The organism is Pseudomonas synxantha BG33R (genome assembly GCF_000263715.2).
GTDB classification, from domain to species: domain Bacteria; phylum Pseudomonadota; class Gammaproteobacteria; order Pseudomonadales; family Pseudomonadaceae; genus Aquipseudomonas; species Aquipseudomonas synxantha_A.
Map to the genome: position 1 here is coordinate 2,839,451 of NZ_CM001514.1, position 16,058 is coordinate 2,855,508.

8 protein-coding genes are annotated in these 16,058 nt (G+C 57.8%); 5 read left to right on the forward strand and 3 right to left on the reverse strand.

What is annotated here, in order from left to right; genetic code table 11:
- Positions 1-4: 4 nt before the first annotated feature.
- From PSEBG33_RS14735 to PSEBG33_RS14725, 3 genes are read left to right on the forward strand one after another with little or no spacing between them, the layout of a single operon-like run.
- Complete coding sequence (locus PSEBG33_RS14735) at positions 5-892, forward strand: MaoC/PaaZ C-terminal domain-containing protein (protein ID WP_005787832.1); 888 nt, start codon at positions 5-7, stop codon at positions 890-892.
- Positions 892-2,190 carry an acetyl-CoA C-acetyltransferase gene (locus PSEBG33_RS14730; protein ID WP_005787833.1) on the forward strand — a complete coding sequence of 433 codons (1,299 nt, stop codon included), beginning with the start codon at positions 892-894 and terminating at the stop codon, positions 2,188-2,190. Before PSEBG33_RS14735 ends, PSEBG33_RS14730 begins: the two co-directional genes overlap by 1 nt.
- Before the next feature lie 31 nt (positions 2,191-2,221).
- Positions 2,222-3,925 carry an AMP-binding protein gene (locus PSEBG33_RS14725; RefSeq protein WP_005787835.1) on the forward strand — a complete coding sequence of 568 codons (1,704 nt, stop codon included), beginning with the start codon at positions 2,222-2,224 and terminating at the stop codon, positions 3,923-3,925.
- A 26-nt stretch (positions 3,926-3,951) separates the two neighbouring features.
- On the opposite strand, the gene PSEBG33_RS14720 is transcribed toward PSEBG33_RS14725, so the two are convergent.
- Together PSEBG33_RS14720 and PSEBG33_RS14715 are read right to left on the reverse strand one after the other, a co-directional pair.
- Positions 3,952-6,033 (reverse strand): M10 family metallopeptidase C-terminal domain-containing protein, encoded by a 2,082-nt coding sequence (locus PSEBG33_RS14720; protein ID WP_005787836.1) that lies wholly within the window; start codon positions 6,031-6,033, stop codon positions 3,952-3,954.
- 379 nt (positions 6,034-6,412) lie between these two features.
- A complete protein-coding gene (locus PSEBG33_RS14715; RefSeq protein WP_005787838.1) occupies positions 6,413-7,528 on the reverse strand; it encodes a Gfo/Idh/MocA family protein in 1,116 nt (371 codons plus the stop codon).
- Positions 7,529-7,826: 298 nt separating this feature from the next.
- On the opposite strand from PSEBG33_RS14715, the gene PSEBG33_RS14710 reads away from it, so the two are divergent.
- Together PSEBG33_RS14710 and PSEBG33_RS14705 are read left to right on the forward strand one after the other, a co-directional pair.
- On the forward strand, positions 7,827-8,867 hold the full coding sequence (locus PSEBG33_RS14710) for a WD40/YVTN/BNR-like repeat-containing protein (RefSeq protein WP_005787840.1): 1,041 nt from the start codon (positions 7,827-7,829) through the stop codon (positions 8,865-8,867).
- 16 nt (positions 8,868-8,883) lie between these two features.
- Entirely contained in the window at positions 8,884-11,259 is a 2,376-nt protein-coding gene (locus PSEBG33_RS14705; protein ID WP_005787841.1) for an efflux RND transporter permease subunit, read from the forward strand.
- A gap of 55 nt (positions 11,260-11,314) precedes the next feature.
- Here the strand turns inward: PSEBG33_RS14705 and PSEBG33_RS14700 are convergent, their stop codons facing one another.
- The gene (locus PSEBG33_RS14700) at positions 11,315-15,802 is read right to left on the reverse strand and encodes a dermonecrotic toxin domain-containing protein (protein ID WP_232289422.1); all 4,488 of its coding nucleotides are present in this window, start codon (positions 15,800-15,802) and stop codon (positions 11,315-11,317) included.
- Between the last annotated feature and the right edge of the window lie 256 nt (positions 15,803-16,058).

A 16,058-nucleotide genomic window follows, 5' to 3' on the forward strand; every position in this document is an offset into this window, starting at 1 on the left:
AGCGATGGACTATGTGACACAGATTATCGACCCGCCGCCGTCGCGCACGCAGCTGCTGCTCGACGGTATGCGCGCTATGCGCAAGCCCAAGCTCGACGGTGCGCCGCTGTTACCCACGGCGTGCCTGGTGCGCTCCGCGGTGGCGCTTTCCCCCGCGGGTATCGCCGCTTACGCACGGGCCTGTGGCTTTCGGCGTGAACAGGGCGTGCCAATGTCCTACCCTCATGTGTTGGCGTTCCCACTGCATTTGATGCTGCTGACCCGGCCAAGCTTCCCGTACCCGGCCAGCGGCATGGTGCACCTGGCCAATCGCATTCGCCAGCACCAACGCCTGCACGAGGGCCAGGCGTTGCGCGTGGAGGTGTACTGCGAGCGCTGGGTCGCGCATCCCAAGGGGCAGGCGCTGAGTATCGCCACCCGGGCCTACGGTGCTGACGTCCTGGTGTGGGAAAGCGACAGCCTGTACCTGCGTCGTGACGTCGACGACCCCGTGGGCGAACCCTGGAGTGACCCTTTGCCGCTGCAGGAAGACGGTTTGTTGCGTACCCAACGCTGGGTGTTGCCGGCTGACCTGGGGCGACGCTTTGCCAAGGTCTCGGGGGATTTCAATCCGATTCACACCTCGGTCATTGGCGCCAGGCTCTTTGGTTTTCGCCGTGCCATCGCCCATGGCATGTGGACGCTGGGCCGTGCATTGGCGGCGCAACAACCGCCCGGTGGCCTGGAGCAGGCGCAAGCGCATTGCGATTTCAAGTTGCCGATTTTCCTGCCTGGCCAGGTCGCCCTGTGGAGCCACCCGGTGACCGGCCCACGACGTGAGTTCGAAGTGCGCAATTTCGCCGGGGACAAACCCCATATGCGCGGGCTGTTTATTTGGAAAGAGAACCAGTGATGAGTGACTACAGCTTCAACCCGGCGCCAACTCGCCGCGTGGCGATTATCGGCGGCAATCGCATTCCGTTTGCTCGCTCCAACACGGTGTATGCCCATGACAGCAACCAGGATCTGCTGGTCGCCGCTCTCCAGGGCCTGGTCGACCGTTACAAGCTGCATGGCCAACGCGTGGGCGAATTTGCCGCTGGGGCAGTGATCAAGCATTCGCGGGATTTCAACCTGGCCCGTGAAGCGCTGTTGTCCACCACACTGTCGCCGCAAACCCCGGCCTATGATGTGCAGCAAGCCTGCGGCACCGGGCTTGAAGCTGCGCTGCTGGTGGCGAATAAAATCGCTCTGGGCCAGATCGAAGTCGGCATTGCCGGTGGCGCCGACACAACCTCCGACGCGCCTATCGGCATCAACGAATCCTTGCGCCATACCTTGCTTGCGGCCAATCGCGCCAAGGGCATGGGCGAGAAGCTCAAGCAACTCCTCAACGTACGCCCGTCGATGTTGTTCAAGCCGCTGCTGCCGCGCAATGGCGAGCCGCGTACGGGGCTGTCCATGGGCGAGCACTGCGAAGAAATGGCCAAGCGCTGGCAGATCAAGCGCCTGGCCCAGGACGAGTTGACCCTTACCAGCCACCAACGATTGGACGCGGCCTATAACCGCGGTTTTTTCGACGACCTGATCAGCCCCCATCGCGGCCTGGCCCGCGACAATAACCTGCGTGCCGATATCAGCCTGGAGAAACTGGCGGGCCTGTCGCCGGTATTCGATCGCCAGAACGGCACGCTCACTGCCGGCAACTGCACGTCCTTGACCGATGGCGCCTCGGTGGTGCTGCTTGCCAGCGAAGAATGGGCTACCGCCAATGGCTGGCCGGTGCTGGCTTACCTGCGCACGGGTGAGACGGCGGCGGTAAATTTTGTCGACGGCACCGAGGGCCTGCTGATGGCACCGGCCTACGCCGTGCCGCGCATGTTGCAACGGGAAGGCTTGAGTTTTGCCGACTTTGATTTATTCGAGATACACGAAGCGTTTGCCGCCCAGGTGCTGTGTACGCTCAAAGCGTGGGAAGACCCTGAATATTGCCGCGAGCGGCTCGGCCTTGATGCACCCCTGGGCACCATCGAGCGCAGCAAGATGAACGTCAACGGTGGCTCACTGGGCTGCGGCCATCCTTTCGCGGCCACTGGCGGTCGGCAATTGGCGGCGCTGGCCAAGGCGATCCATGAACGTGGTGGCGGTCGCGGCCTGATCTCGATCTGTGCGGCGGGTGGGCTGGGCATTACCGCCATCGTCGAAAAGTAACGCTTTTAAAAACAACAATAAGGACACTGCCATGAACGCTATCAGCCTGGAACACACCGAACGTATCTGGTTGAACACTTACCTGCCCGGCGTTCCAGCCGATATCGAGGCCGGGATCGAGGCGTATCCGTCGCTGCGTGAAGTGTTCCTGGAGCATCTGGAAAAGTTCAGCGAGCGGGTGGCCTACGTCAGCATCGGCACCGAAATGACCTACGCCGACTGGCGGGTTCAGGGCATCGCCTTTGCCGCCTGGTTACAGGGCCAGGGCGTAAAGAAGGGCGACCGCGTGGCGCTGATGATGCCCAACTGCTTGCAATACCCGATCTGCCTGTTGGGCACGATCCTGGCCGGTGCCGTGGTGGTCAACGTCAACCCGTTGTACACCGCCCATGAACTCAAGCACCTGCTCAAGGACAGCGGCGCCGAAACCGTGGTGATCTTCGAGAACTTCGCCCACACCCTGGAAAAAGCCATGGCCGGCAGCAGCGTCAAGCGCGTGGTGCTAGCGGCTATCGGTGATTTGCTGGGGACCTTCAAGGGCGCTGCGATGAACTTTATCCTGCGCCGCATGCAGAAGCAGGTGCCAGCCTTCACGCTGCCCGGCGCGCTGCGCTTCAACCAGGTGCTCAAACAGGGCAGGGGGTTGCACCACTTGCCGGTTGCGTTGGATCGCGATGAACTGGCCTTCCTGCAGTATACCGGCGGCACTACCGGCGATGCCAAGGGCGTGATGCTCAGCCATCGCAATATCATTGCCAACCTGCTGCAAGCCAAGGCCTGGGTCGGCGACCAACTGGACCAGCACAAGCAGGAAACCAATGTGACTCTGCTGCCGCTTTACCACATCTTTTCGCTGACCGTGAATTGCCTGATGTTCATGTGCCTGGGCGGGCGCAATATCCTCATCGCCAACCCGCGGGACGTGAAGCGGGTGCAGATGATCCTGCGCAAAGAGCGCTTCAACGGGATTGCCGGGGTTAACACGCTGTTTAATGGCTTGCTGGAGAACAAGGAATTCTGCTCGCGGGATTTTTCCGACCTGCGCCTGGTGATCGCCGGCGGTATGGCCACCCACACCGCGGTGGCCAAGCGCTGGAAGGAGGTGACCGGGCTGCCGATCATCGAAGGCTACGGGCTGACCGAGTGTTCGCCGGTGGTGAGCATCAGCCCTATCGATATTTCGCGTATGCGCGAGATGGAATTCACCGGCAGCATCGGCGTGCCGTTGCCGTCGACCTGGGTGCGTTTCATGCGCGAAGACGGCGAGCTGGCTGACATCGGCGAGCAAGGCGAGCTGCAAGTACGTGGCCCGCAAGTGATGCAGGGCTACTGGAAGCGGCCCAAGGAAACCGCTGAGGTATTGGATGCCGACGGTTGGCTGTCCACGGGCGATATCGGGGTGATGGACGCGCGCGGATATATTCGCCTGGTGGACCGCAAGAAGGACATGATTCTGGTCTCGGGTTTCAATGTGTACCCCAATGAAATCGAGGATGTGGTGGCGATGCACCCGGGTGTCGCAGAAGTGGCGGCGATCGGTGTGGAAGATGCCGTGAGTGGGGAGAAGGTCAAGATCATCGTGGTGCGCAAGGATCCGGCCCTGACCCAGGAGCAGATTCTTGCGCATTGCCGGGAATACCTGACGGGGTACAAGGTGCCCCGGTATGTGGAATTTCGCAGTACCGAGCTGCCCAAGACGACTGTTGGCAAGGTACTGCGGCGCGCATTGCGCTGACTCGGTTCACCGGGGCTCGCCAATCGTCAGAGGTAACCATCTTCCCGGAAATTGAGACCAATGACATCCTCGCTGTGGATCGGTCGGATGCTTTTGATCAAAAAGTCAGTCTTGCCATTTCCCGTCAAATCGACACCGAGTAAGTACCTATTGGTTTTTGGGTTGAATGTCAGGATGGTATCGCCCGGTTGTCCGCTGTACTGAGTGACGTAGTTGAACTTGACCTGCGTGTTTTCGCTCAGGCTGCTCAAGTCGATCTTGTCCTGGCCTGTGGTGAAGTCCATGAGCAAGTCGGCGTTGTTGCGCAGCGAGTCGCTGGCGGCATGATAAGTGAAAGTGTTGAAGCCACCGTTTCCGGTCAGAATGTCGGCTCCGCCACCTCCGGTCAGGACGTTGTCCGCACTGTTTCCGGTAATACGATCGTTGCCTGTGCCGCCTTTGGCGTTTTCGATAAGGGTTTGGGCGCTGATGTGCACGTTGTCAGTCAAACCACCCACGCTGGAACGCGAATCCGGAGCCAGGTTGATTCGCTGATTTTGCGCGAAGCCAGAGAAGTCCAGCGTGTCATTGCCTTGTTTGTCGTGCACGCTGAAACCGGGCTTGTCGGTGGAAGAGGTAAGGCTGGTTTCAGGCTTGCCGGTATTGGAATTGAAGCCATAAACAGTGTCGGCGACCTCGCACTCGGGATGTGAAGGCGTTACTGGGGGCTTGGGTACCGGCTTGGGGACTGGAGTCGTTGTAGGTTCTGTCTCAGGCTCTGGTTGAGGTGGCGTTACCGGGGGCGTGGGTACCGGTTTGGGGACTGGAGTCGTTGTAGGTTCTTTCTCAGGCTCTGGTTGAGGTGGCGCAACTGGCGTGGCACTGGTCAAAATATCCTCGGGTTTTATGGGCTTTTCACTCAGAATCACCAGCATGGAATAGGGGTCGCCAGTTACATTCATGGTCAGCCTGTAGCGCTTGATACTCTCATCGTAGTCCAGCGTCAGTTCACCTTTCTTCCCCGTGTGCCGGTCAACAAACGTGGGTTTCTGGATGCCCGCATCTTTCAACATAGTTGACAGATCAATCTTGTCGATGCCACTTGTGAAGTCTGTGAGTGTATCGGGATTTTCACCCGATGAGTCGCTGACACTGTTATATACAAACGTATCTGCGCCACCTCCACCGGTCAGCGTGTCGCCGCCAGCACCTCCCCTCATGCGATTGTTGACATTATTGCCGATCAGCACATCGTGCCCGGAGCCGCCAATGGCGTTTTCAATAACAACGCCCTTGGCAATTGATACATTACCCTCACGGCCGCCGACATCCGAGAGTGTTCCCGCGTTCAAGTTTATCCTTTGATTTTTTTTGAAACCGGAAAAATCCAGAGTGTCCTCGCCGCCGTTATCCCAGACACAAAAGAACGGCAAGTCGTTGGGGGAAGTCAACGTATAGTGGTCGCGCTCTGTGTTGGAGTTGAAACCGTAGGTCGTATTGCCTTTACGGGTTTCGTCGTTGGCCTTGTATCGCAGATGAGCGCCGGCAATATCGTGCATCATCGGGGTTTGGGAAGAGTCCGCGACGAAGGAGTTTTTACTGTTTTCATAGGGGCGAAACATGGTGAAACCATAACTCATAGTGCTATAGACGTCGCTGCTTTGAGGGAGGTCAAGGTCCGGATGCTCAAGTCCCAAGGTGTGTCCGATTTCGTGGACCATTGCCGCATGTAGCCCAGCCCCTTCATTTTTTCCGATGTCTATCCTCTGAGCGCCGTAAGCATTTGGCAACGTAGCGCTACCGCCCCCGCCTGAGACTTCCCGAACTGACAGGTGAGTGTCAGCATTTTTGCCATTTTCGACAAACTTGACTTTTATAACATCTTCCCAAGACTGAAGTGCCTGCCTGAATGCTCTTTTCTTGGCCTCGCTGAATTCGCTAAGTGTATAGGAGATCGTTATTTGTCCGTCACCATTGCGATCTTTTATTTTATAGTTGCTTCGAGTGAGGCTTTTGGCAACTTCATTGGAAGGGTCGGAGGAGGGTGAGTTACTGGCGGGTAACTTGGAAGTTCCGGTTGTCACAGGAAGCGGTTTTGCGGGCGGGCAATAAACGCGAATGGACGACATGATAGAGGCTCTTGAGTAAGTGGATATTAGTTGCTGGCCATGCTTGCAATTGATATTTAAGGCAGGGGTAAGTTAGACGCTTTTTGGAGGCTGCTCTAGGGGTACAGTATTTCGATATATGATTGTGTTGTTAGGTAACTGCGGCCGTGTTACTGGTGTGCTAAGTGTTGTCGGAATAATTACTTTGTGGGGGAGGCGGCAAGATATTTAAGCGAAGGGTGACGGTTAACTTGTCAGGCAGAATAGGCGTTGAATGAGGCGTGCGTTCATGTTTTCGTTATTTAGCAAGCAAGCAATGAGTGCGCGTAAAGAACATGCAACACTGAGTGACGTCGCCCGTAGACAGGGCGACGTGATTGATTATTTGCACCGTGATTGATTAAAGCGCGCTGACCTTGACCCAACGTTCTTCGAGGGCTGCTACGCGAATCGCTGTTGCCAACCGCTCCACCTCCCATGCAGCCTCGAAGTCCGTGCCATCCGCACCTTGCCCCGCCAGCGCCATGATCAACTCCTGCACCTCCAGCGTCTTCAACTCGTTGTAGCCCAACTGATGCCCCGCCGCCGGGCTGAACGCCGCATAGCCGGGCAGCGCAGGGCCGGCCAGCACGCGTTGGAAGCCGTCCTGGCCGACGCGGTGCAGGCGCAGTTCATTCAAGCGCTCCTGATCGAATGCCAAGGTACCTTTGGTGCCGCTTATCTCAAAGCACAGGTGGTTTTTGTAGCCGTGTTTGAGCCAGCTGCTGCTCACCGTGCCGCGTGCACCGTTGGCGAAGCGCAGCAGGGCGTGCACCTGGTCATCCACGGCGATGGATTTCAAATCAGTGCTGCCTTGGGTAGCGGGGCGCTGAGCATGCACGGTCTGGGTATCGGCACACACACTGACCACATCGCCCACCAGGTAACGGGCCATCGACAGCAAATGGCTGCCCAGGTCAGCCAGAGCACCACCGGCGTGGCCCACTTCGCAGCGCCACGACCACGGCGAGACTGGGTCGGCCATGAAGTCTTCGCTGAACTCACCCTGGAAGCTGATGATCTGGCCCAGCTCACCCCGGGCTAGCATCTGGCGCGCCAACACGATCATCGGGTTGTGCTGGTAGTTGTAGCCCACTCGCGTCACCACCCCGGCGCTGCTGGCTGCACGGCGCATGGCATCGGCTTGCTCCAGGCTGATGGCCAGGGGTTTCTCGCAATACACCGCTTTGCCCGCCGCAATCGCGGCCATGGCCATGGGGTAGTGCAGGTGGTTGGGGGTGGTGATGGCCACGACATCGACCTTGGGGTCCTCGATCAGCGCCTGCCAATCGCCATGGGCCTGGGCAAAACCCCAGGCCGTTGCGCAGCGTCGGGCGCGCTCGGTGTCGGCATCGGCCAGGGCAGCAAGCTTCAGCTGTACCGGCAACTCGAACACTGTGCGCGCATTATTGAACGCCAACGCGTGGGCACGGCCCATGAAGCCTGTGCCGATCAAGCCGATTCCGAGTTCACGCATAGCCGTGGTCCTTTGGATTATTGTTTTCAGGGATGGCATTAATGGAATAAAAATTCGTAAATATCAATAGTTGGAATAAAAATTCACTCATCACTTCAGTTGATATGAACCTATTCAGCCGTAGCCAAACGCCGCCAGTTAACAAAAGATAACGTAGCGCCGATTGTCAGACGATTCCAAAGCCCGATAGGATGGCCCGTGCTGACTCCAGGCGCTCTAGATTGCAGGTTTCAACGTCCTGGAAGATAAGCCGACCTAACAATAATAAATGGGAGAAAGGTCTATGAGTGAGCCTGTCATGGGTTGGGTTGTTTGCCGCCCACGCGCCGCACGCAGGGTTGCGTTGCTGGCCACAGCGCTCTCGCTGCTTGCCGGTGCGGTGTTGTCTACGCCCGTGCTGGCCGCCAGCGATACCTCCGCCGCCGCGGTATTTGCGATTCAATCCCCCAAGGCCGCCAAAGGCTTGATGATCGATGTGGTTCACGCCGGCAAGCGCCTGGTGGCGGTCGGTGATCGTGGGCATATCCTGTATTCCGATGACCAGGGCAACACCTGGACCCAAGCCAAAGTCCCCACCCGGCAACTGCTCACGGCGGTGTTTTTCGTCGATGACAAACAGGGCTGGGCCGTCGGCCATGATGCGCAAATTCTTGCCAGTTCCGATGGCGGCGCCACTTGGACTCAGCAATATGAAGACCTCAAGCGCGAAGCGCCGCTACTCGATGTGTGGTTCAACGATGCCAGGCACGGACTGGCCGTCGGCGCCTACGGTGCGTTGATTGAAACCACCGACGGCGGCACCACCTGGGCCGACGTCAGTGACCGCCTCGATAACGAAGACCAGTTTCACCTCAACGCCATTGCCCGGATCAAGGGCGCCGGCCTGTTTATCGTCGGCGAACAGGGCAGCATGTTCCGCTCCAGCGACGATGGCCAAACCTGGGAGAAACTCGAAGGCCCCTACGAGGGCTCGTTGTTTGGCGTGATAAGTACGGCGCAGCCGCAGACCCTGCTGGCTTATGGCTTGCGCGGCAATCTCTACCGCTCCACGGATTTCGGCAGCACTTGGGAGCAGGTCGAACTCAATGCCACACGCGGTGCGCTTGAGTTCGGCCTGTCTGGCGCCACCTTGCTTGATGATGGCGCCATCGTCGTGGTCGGCAACGGTGGCAGCGTGGTGGTCAGTCATGACGACGGCCAGACGTTCAGCGTGTTCAATCGCCCGGACCGGATTTCACTCTCGGCAGTCACAGCCGCAGGCAATGGCAACTTGATTCTGGTGGGGCAGGGTGGCGTTCGTGTCGCCACGCCCGCCGGCGCCGAACTCGTAAAACAATAAGAAGGGCGGGGAACGCATGAGCAGTCATCACAACGATAAAGCGACCTTTCTTGAGCGCCTGATTTTTAACAATCGCCCGGCGGTGATCGTCATCTGCCTGCTGGTGAGCATTTTCCTGTTCTGGCAGGCGACGTTGATTCGCCCGTCTACCAGCTTTGAAAAGATGATCCCCCTCAAGCACCCCTTCATCGAAAAGATGATGGAGCACCGCAACGACCTGGCCAACCTGGGCAACACCGTGCGCATTTCGGTGGAGGCGAAGGATGGGGATATCTTCACCAAGGACTATATGGAGACCCTGCGTCAGATCAATGACGAGGTGTTCTACATCTCCGGCGTCGATCGTTCGGGCCTCAAGTCGCTGTGGAGCCCCAGCGTGCGCTGGACCGAAGTGACTGAAGAAGGCTTTGCCGGCGGTGAAGTGATCCCGCAAAGCTACAACGGCTCGCCGCAAAGCCTCGACCAACTGCGCAACAACGTGCTCAAGTCCGGTCAGGTCGGGCGTTTGGTGGCTAACGATTTCAAGTCGAGCATTGTCGATATCCCGTTGCTGGAGTCCTACCCTGACCCGCAGGACCAGGGCAAGCTACTGGCCCTGGACTACCAGAAGTTTTCCCACGAGCTTGAGGACAAGATCCGCAACAAGTTCGAGGCGCAAAACCCTAATGTAAAAATCCACATTGTCGGCTTTGCCAAGAAAGTCGGAGACCTGATCGACGGCCTGATCATGGTGGTGCTGTTCTTTGGCGTGGCCTTTGGCATCACCCTGGTCCTGTTGCTGTGGTTCACCAACTGCCTGCGCAGCACCATCGCAGTGTTGAGCACCACATTGGTGGCGGTGGTATGGCAGTTGGGTCTGATGCATGCCGCCGGTTTCGGGCTGGATCCCTACTCGATGCTGGTACCGTTCCTGATCTTCGCCATCGGTATTTCCCACGGCGTACAGAAGATCAACGGTATCGCCCTGCAATCCGGTGAGGCCGACAACGCCCTGACGGCTGCGCGCCGCACGTTCCGGCAACTGTTCCTGCCGGGGATGATCGCGATTCTCGCGGATGCGGTCGGCTTTATTACCCTGCTGATCATTGATATCGGCGTGATCCGTGAACTGGCCATTGGCGCATCGATCGGCGTGGCGGTGATCGTGTTCACCAACCTGATCCTGCTGCCGGTGGCGATTTCCTACGTTGGCATCAGCAAACGCGCCATCGCCAAAAGCAAGAAAGATGCGAACCGCGAACATGCGTTCTGGCGCCTGCTGTCCAAATTCGCCAGCCCGAAAGTCGCACCGGTCTCGATTTTCCTGGCCTTGATCGCCTTTGGTGGCGGCCTGTGGTACAGCCAGAACCTGAAGATCGGCGACCTCGACCAAGGCGCACCGGAACTGCGCCCGGACTCGCGCTACAACAAAGATAACAACTTCATCATCAGCAACTACTCCACCAGCTCCGACGTGCTGGTAGTGATGGTCAAGACCCGTGCCGAAGGTTGCTCGCGCTATGAAGCCATGGCGCCCATCGACCAGTTGATGTGGAAGATGCAGAACACCGAGGGTGTGCAGTCGGCGATCTCGTTGGTGACCGTATCCAAACAAATGATCAAAGGCATGAACGAGGGCAACCTGAAATGGGAAACCCTGTCGCGTAACCCCGACGTACTGAACAACTCCATCGCCCGTGCCGATGGCCTGTACAACAACAACTGTTCCCTGGCGCCGGTGCTGGTGTTCCTCAACGATCACAAGGCCGAAACCCTCGACCGTGCGGTGCACGCTGTGCAGGACTTCGCCAAGGAAAACAACAAGGACGGCCTGGAGTTCATCCTCGCTGCTGGTAACGCAGGGATCGAAGCCGCCACCAACGAAGTGATCAAGGAGTCGGAACTGATCATCCTGATCCTGGTGTACCTGTGTGTGGCGACCATGTGCATGATCACCTTCCGGTCCTGGGCGGCGACTTTGTGCATTGTGCTGCCGCTGGTGCTGACCTCGGTGTTGGGTAACGCGCTGATGGCGTTCATGGGTATTGGCGTCAAGGTCGCGACCTTGCCGGTGGTGGCCCTGGGTGTGGGGATTGGCGTGGACTACGGTATCTACATCTACAGCCGTCTGGAAAGTTTCCTGCGTGCAGGTTTGCCGCTGCAAGAGGCGTACTACCAGACGTTGAAATCCACCGGCAAGGCTGTGCTGTTCACGGGTCTGTGCCTGGCTATCGGCGTGTGTACCTGGATCTTCTCGGCGATCAAGTTTCAGGCCGACATGGGCCTGATGCTGACCTTCATGTTGTTGTGGAACATGTTCGGCGCGTTGTGGCTACTACCCGCACTCGCGCGGTTCCTGATCAAGCCTGAGAAACTGGCGGGGCAGAAGGGCAATTCGTTGTTTGCGCATTGAGTCAATGCAAAAAGCCGCACTGTGCGGCTTTTTGCAGAGCGTCAGTTGATCAGCCTCACAGATCCAGAAAGAGCTTCTGGTCCAACGGGGCTGTAATACTGGTTTTGGTTATTTTCTCCACGACGCCATTGTTTCCTGCTTCTCTAATCAAGTCCTTTTGGGTCTTGTAGCGTTGGGATGGGATTTTCAGATGCGCAGCGTTGTGGTCGGCTCGCTTCCAGCCTTTCTGCGGATAGTGGAAGTGGGCATACCACAACGGTTCGACTTCGCCTTTTTTGCGAACTTGGTACTCGGTGAGAAAGTCGTTTGGCTTTAATTGGAAGTCCCGCTTTACCAGGTTGATATCGACAAAGCGATGGGTCCACAAGAAGTCGACATTTTCCGCTGTCGGCGGCTGAACCAGAAAGCCGTCTGCGGCGTGTTGACGGGCCTTTTGCAGCAGCTCATCTGCGGCGGCCCTCCATTGTGCAACTAAGTCGGCGGTTTCCGGTCTGGCTCTATGGCTGGCTTCGGCTTGATCCGCTGTCTCCCTGAGTTTATTGGCCAGCGGTTCTAGCATATCGTTCCAATCCTTGGGGGTAACAGTATCGCGCCGCGCCGGATCGTTAAGTTTGCGTTTCTGGAAAAGAATTGACTGCTCCTCTTTCGCCGCGTCACTCATCAGCTTTTGTGCCTCGCTCTTATAGTTCGCCAGGGACCTCGGGGGGGAGGTAAGGCGGGGAGGTGTGGGCTGCCCACGGATGATCTTCACCCACCCACGATCATTCGCGTGTTCGCTATAACTCTCCATGGGTTGGCCGCTTTGTGGGTCTATCACATCGACAATGTCAAAGGTCTGGCCCGGTTCCGGAGCGCGCAGGGTGCCGATCAAGGTCTCATTGTCTTCAGTCTTGAATACGCGTTGATTACTCGGTTTGGCCCGTTGGTCGCTGCGTGGGGGCGCTTTTGGAATTAGAAACTGCTCTTCTTCGACGACTTGGACCAACTCGGCTTCCGCTTCGGCGATGAGCTCATTGAGCACCTCGGTGAAACGCTGGTGGTATTGCGCCCGAAAGAGTTCTGGGTGCTCCTCCTGCATAAGGAGGCTGTCGCTCAATACCTGTTTGTATTTAGTGATAATGGTAGTCAGCGCGGCATTGCGTTCGCTCAAGGTGTAGCCGGTGTATTGGCGCAGATCGTTAAAAGCGACTATTTCGGTTTTCAGGGATTCTGTCAGGAAGCGCTTCATCTGCAGGCGATCAGTTGCCCCTGCGCTGCGGGCAGACCATGTCGTGGTTAGTAATTTGAGGAACGACATCCTATTCAGTTTTGATGTCAGTATTCTGGCGGCGGGAGGGGAGGTGTATCGCTCTTTGATGTACTCCTCGGCGTTTTTATTACCGAAGGGGGAGTCGTTCTTCCACTGATCAAATGTGTCACTGACCGCCTGCTTCGACGCCAATAGGTTTTCAGTAGCGTGATAGGCCATTTCGGATACTTGCATCAATTCATCGTAAGCGATCTCGGAGTCGTTATTGGACTGCCGTATCAACTCCTCCAGCGAGGCGCCGTTCACTCCAACGTGGCGGGCGTCGTTGGCCAGCTTCGTGTAAACGTCATCTATTTCAGTCAGGGCGTGCAGGACTTTTTCGTACACCTCTGAGCGGTCCTCTTTGAATTTGGACAGGTCGTCGACCCCGCCGAATTTTTTGGGTGCAATGATTTCAATGGCTTTTTCGCCAGCCACCTTTAGGGTTTGTGTCAGCGGCTTGAGCGCCTGAAGTTGCTGGTCCAGGTTGCTCTTGAGCCGCTCGGAGACCTCGTACTGTTCTAGATAGGGCGCAAGAAATCGCTGTGCCGAACCCTCACTCCTGGATAGGTTGCGAAGCGTCTTGAGTTTTTTTCGAGCGGCCTCGTAGTCGGAGAGGCTGGTTTGGATTTCTTTGAGTGCGCTTTCATGGGCTTCTACCACTTTGGTCAATTCCCGCGTGCTGCGCTGGAAGTTCGCTTTTGCTTGCTTCTGCGCTAGCAGGTTTTTTTTGACCATATCCTGCGGGCTCTCGTTTTTTGGCATGCCGCCCTTGAGCTTGGGTGCCACGTCAAAATGCCAACGACCCTGGGCATCGCGTTGTATTGGCGGTGCCGTACGCGCCTTGTTCTGTTCATCAATAACGTACGGGCCATCCAGGTCGGTCGCTACGCGATACCAGTGATTGTCGATGTTGGCATACAGCTTATCGTTCACTCGGTACAGACCTTTTTTGATGCCTTCGGCGATGGGCAATCCAGGGGTGGTCGGAGCCGTTACTTTGAACGAGTCTATGTGTGCAAGCAGGCTTGGCGTCAATCCACGCGGGCTGGATAAGCGGATATCGATGGCCGTACCGTTGCCGCCAAAATTGCCGGAGGAGGGAGGTGTCGGGTCCTGGCGGATCACAGCCTGGCGTACTATCGGCTGATTGCTGTCGCGAGGGAGCGGACCGCGGCTGTCGGAATGGGCGTCCTGCTCGAAGTGTTCAAAGGACTGCGCTGGTTTGCCAGGCTCGCTGGTCGGAGCATGGGTCAGCGTCATGCCCAAATTGATCAGCAGGTCGATCACCGCCGAAGTCGGGTCCGGGTCGTTTGGTGTGGAGAGCCGCTTGATGTCCTCTTCGCTGTTGGCCAATTGCAATAACCAGCCTGCCATGGCCCCCGGCCCGCGCAATACCGGCAGCAACGTGTTGAATAGCAGCCAACCGAGTTCCTTGTGCGAAGCCCAGCGGCTTTCAGCGTCGGAGGTGGATTGGCCTTGCGCCAGGGTGACGAGGCTGTTGGCGTTGGATCGGAACCAATGGGTGAACAGACCACCGTTGAGCTGGTCCTGGCGTAGCTTGGTGGCCTCAGCATAGCCGTCGACGGCGAGGGTGGTGGGCTTGGGCGTGGTGGGTGGGTCGAACTCATTGAATACGGTGAAGCGTGCAATATTGGGGATGCGAAAACCGCCATTGCCATACACCGCTCTGACCTTGTCATCCTTCAACCAGGCCAGCACGCTGTCTTGCAGCGCACCCGGCTGGCGGATGGCTTCCAGTAGCGCGTCGCGGCTTGCAAACTCCAGCAACGCAGGCTTCAGTTGCGCACGATAGAGAATATGTGGGCCGCTGGTGCCGGCCAGTGGTTCGATGATGAACATGTTGTCGACAACGTCTGGCGTTGCCCCTGGTTTGCGCACAAATGCCAGGGGGCGCACGGTAATCTCCTGTCCATCCACCTGTTTGCTGCCCGCACCGGGCTGGGTGAGTGCTTCAATAAAGCGGTAACCCTGGGCGGTCATCCCGGCTTCGCCCTTGAGCTTGAGCCCCAGCGCCTGCATGGCGAGCTGGATCGGCACCTGTTCGACAAAACGCGCTGCCCGCTCCTGGGATTGCGGGGTCTTGCTGAGCAGTTCGCGATTAAGCAGTTGCGGGTAGTGACTACCGATGTCCACGCTGCTGATCAGGTTCTTGAGCATCTGCGGCATTTGCGGGTCGCTGCTTGGTTGCCCGCGCAGATGGACTTCCATCTCGCCCTTGGGCAAGCCGGCGAGATTGTTCAGAGCCATATCCACCAGGCTCATCTTCACCCGCTCGATGTAGCCGCTGCCCAGGTTACCCACGGCGACCTTGAACACCACTTCCACATCTTTTGCCGTGTAGCCCTTACCGGACAATTGCTCGTCCAGCTGCTGCTGGGCGTAGGTGCGGATATCGGGAATGCCGTCGAGAAACGTCCGGCCATTGTTACGTTGTACGCTGCTGGCCAGTGCCAACGAGTGACGCCGGTAAGTGTCACGATCTGCTTCGCTGGCGTTTTTGAGCCAGCCTGGCAAATTATTGCGCAGCCGCCCAAGCTCGGCCGCATTTGCAGCATAGGCTCCGGTGAACCAGGGGCTCGGGTCGCTTGCACGGAAGAAGGCCTGCTCCAGTTGATCAAGCGTGCCCGACGTCGGAAGCGCAATGGACGCTACGTTTTCCACCATGGCATTGAGGATGAGCGCCGCTTGTGTATCAAAAATGTTTGCATCGATTTCCTGGCGCTTCCAATTCAGGCTGTCGAAAACAAATACTTTCTCCAGGTTTCGCCCCCAGGCTTCGCCGAATGCTTGCAATGAGTCATACGGTGTGACGACTCCAGCGGGGGTGGTATGCAGCACTTGCGTACGGCCGTCGACTTCTCGTGTGATCAACAGATCCGGGCTCAGTTGAGCTGAACTGGTGGCGCCATGGCTTACGGTGGTGTCGAGGATAAATACCTTGGCCGCTGCGTTGCCTTTTGCGGCTTGGCGGTGCACTTGATCCGGGTAGGTGGCGAGCTGATCGAGAGTCTCGCGTTGCGTGTCGGTGAGCCTGGGTTGTTTCAATGCAGCGGTTTGCAAGGTGTCCCTGAGTGTGTCGCTCAGCCATAGCCAACGGTTTGTCTCAAGCTCGGGGGTGTCATAGGCGTTGCCGTTGAAGTGGCGAACCAGCGCTTGTTCGAAGCCGCTTTTGAGAGTGGTTCGCAGGCTGCGGATGATCAATTCGATGGCTTGCATATCGATGCCCGGCACCAGCGCTCCCGCCAAGGGCCCCGGTTTGAGCATATGGCCCGTGGCTTGATCAATCAGCGTGCAGGCCAGTGAGTGCTTATCGGTAAAGTCCAGCTCGCCGTCGCGGGTCAGGTGCTTGAGCGCTACGTCCAGCAAAGGGGTCAAGCAGTACTGGGGGGGATTGTTGGAAATGGGGTCGGCCAGCGCTGTGTATTGAGGGTCAAACGCCAAGGTGGGATACAGGTTTTTGATGGCGTCGCCGAGCAGGTTCGATACC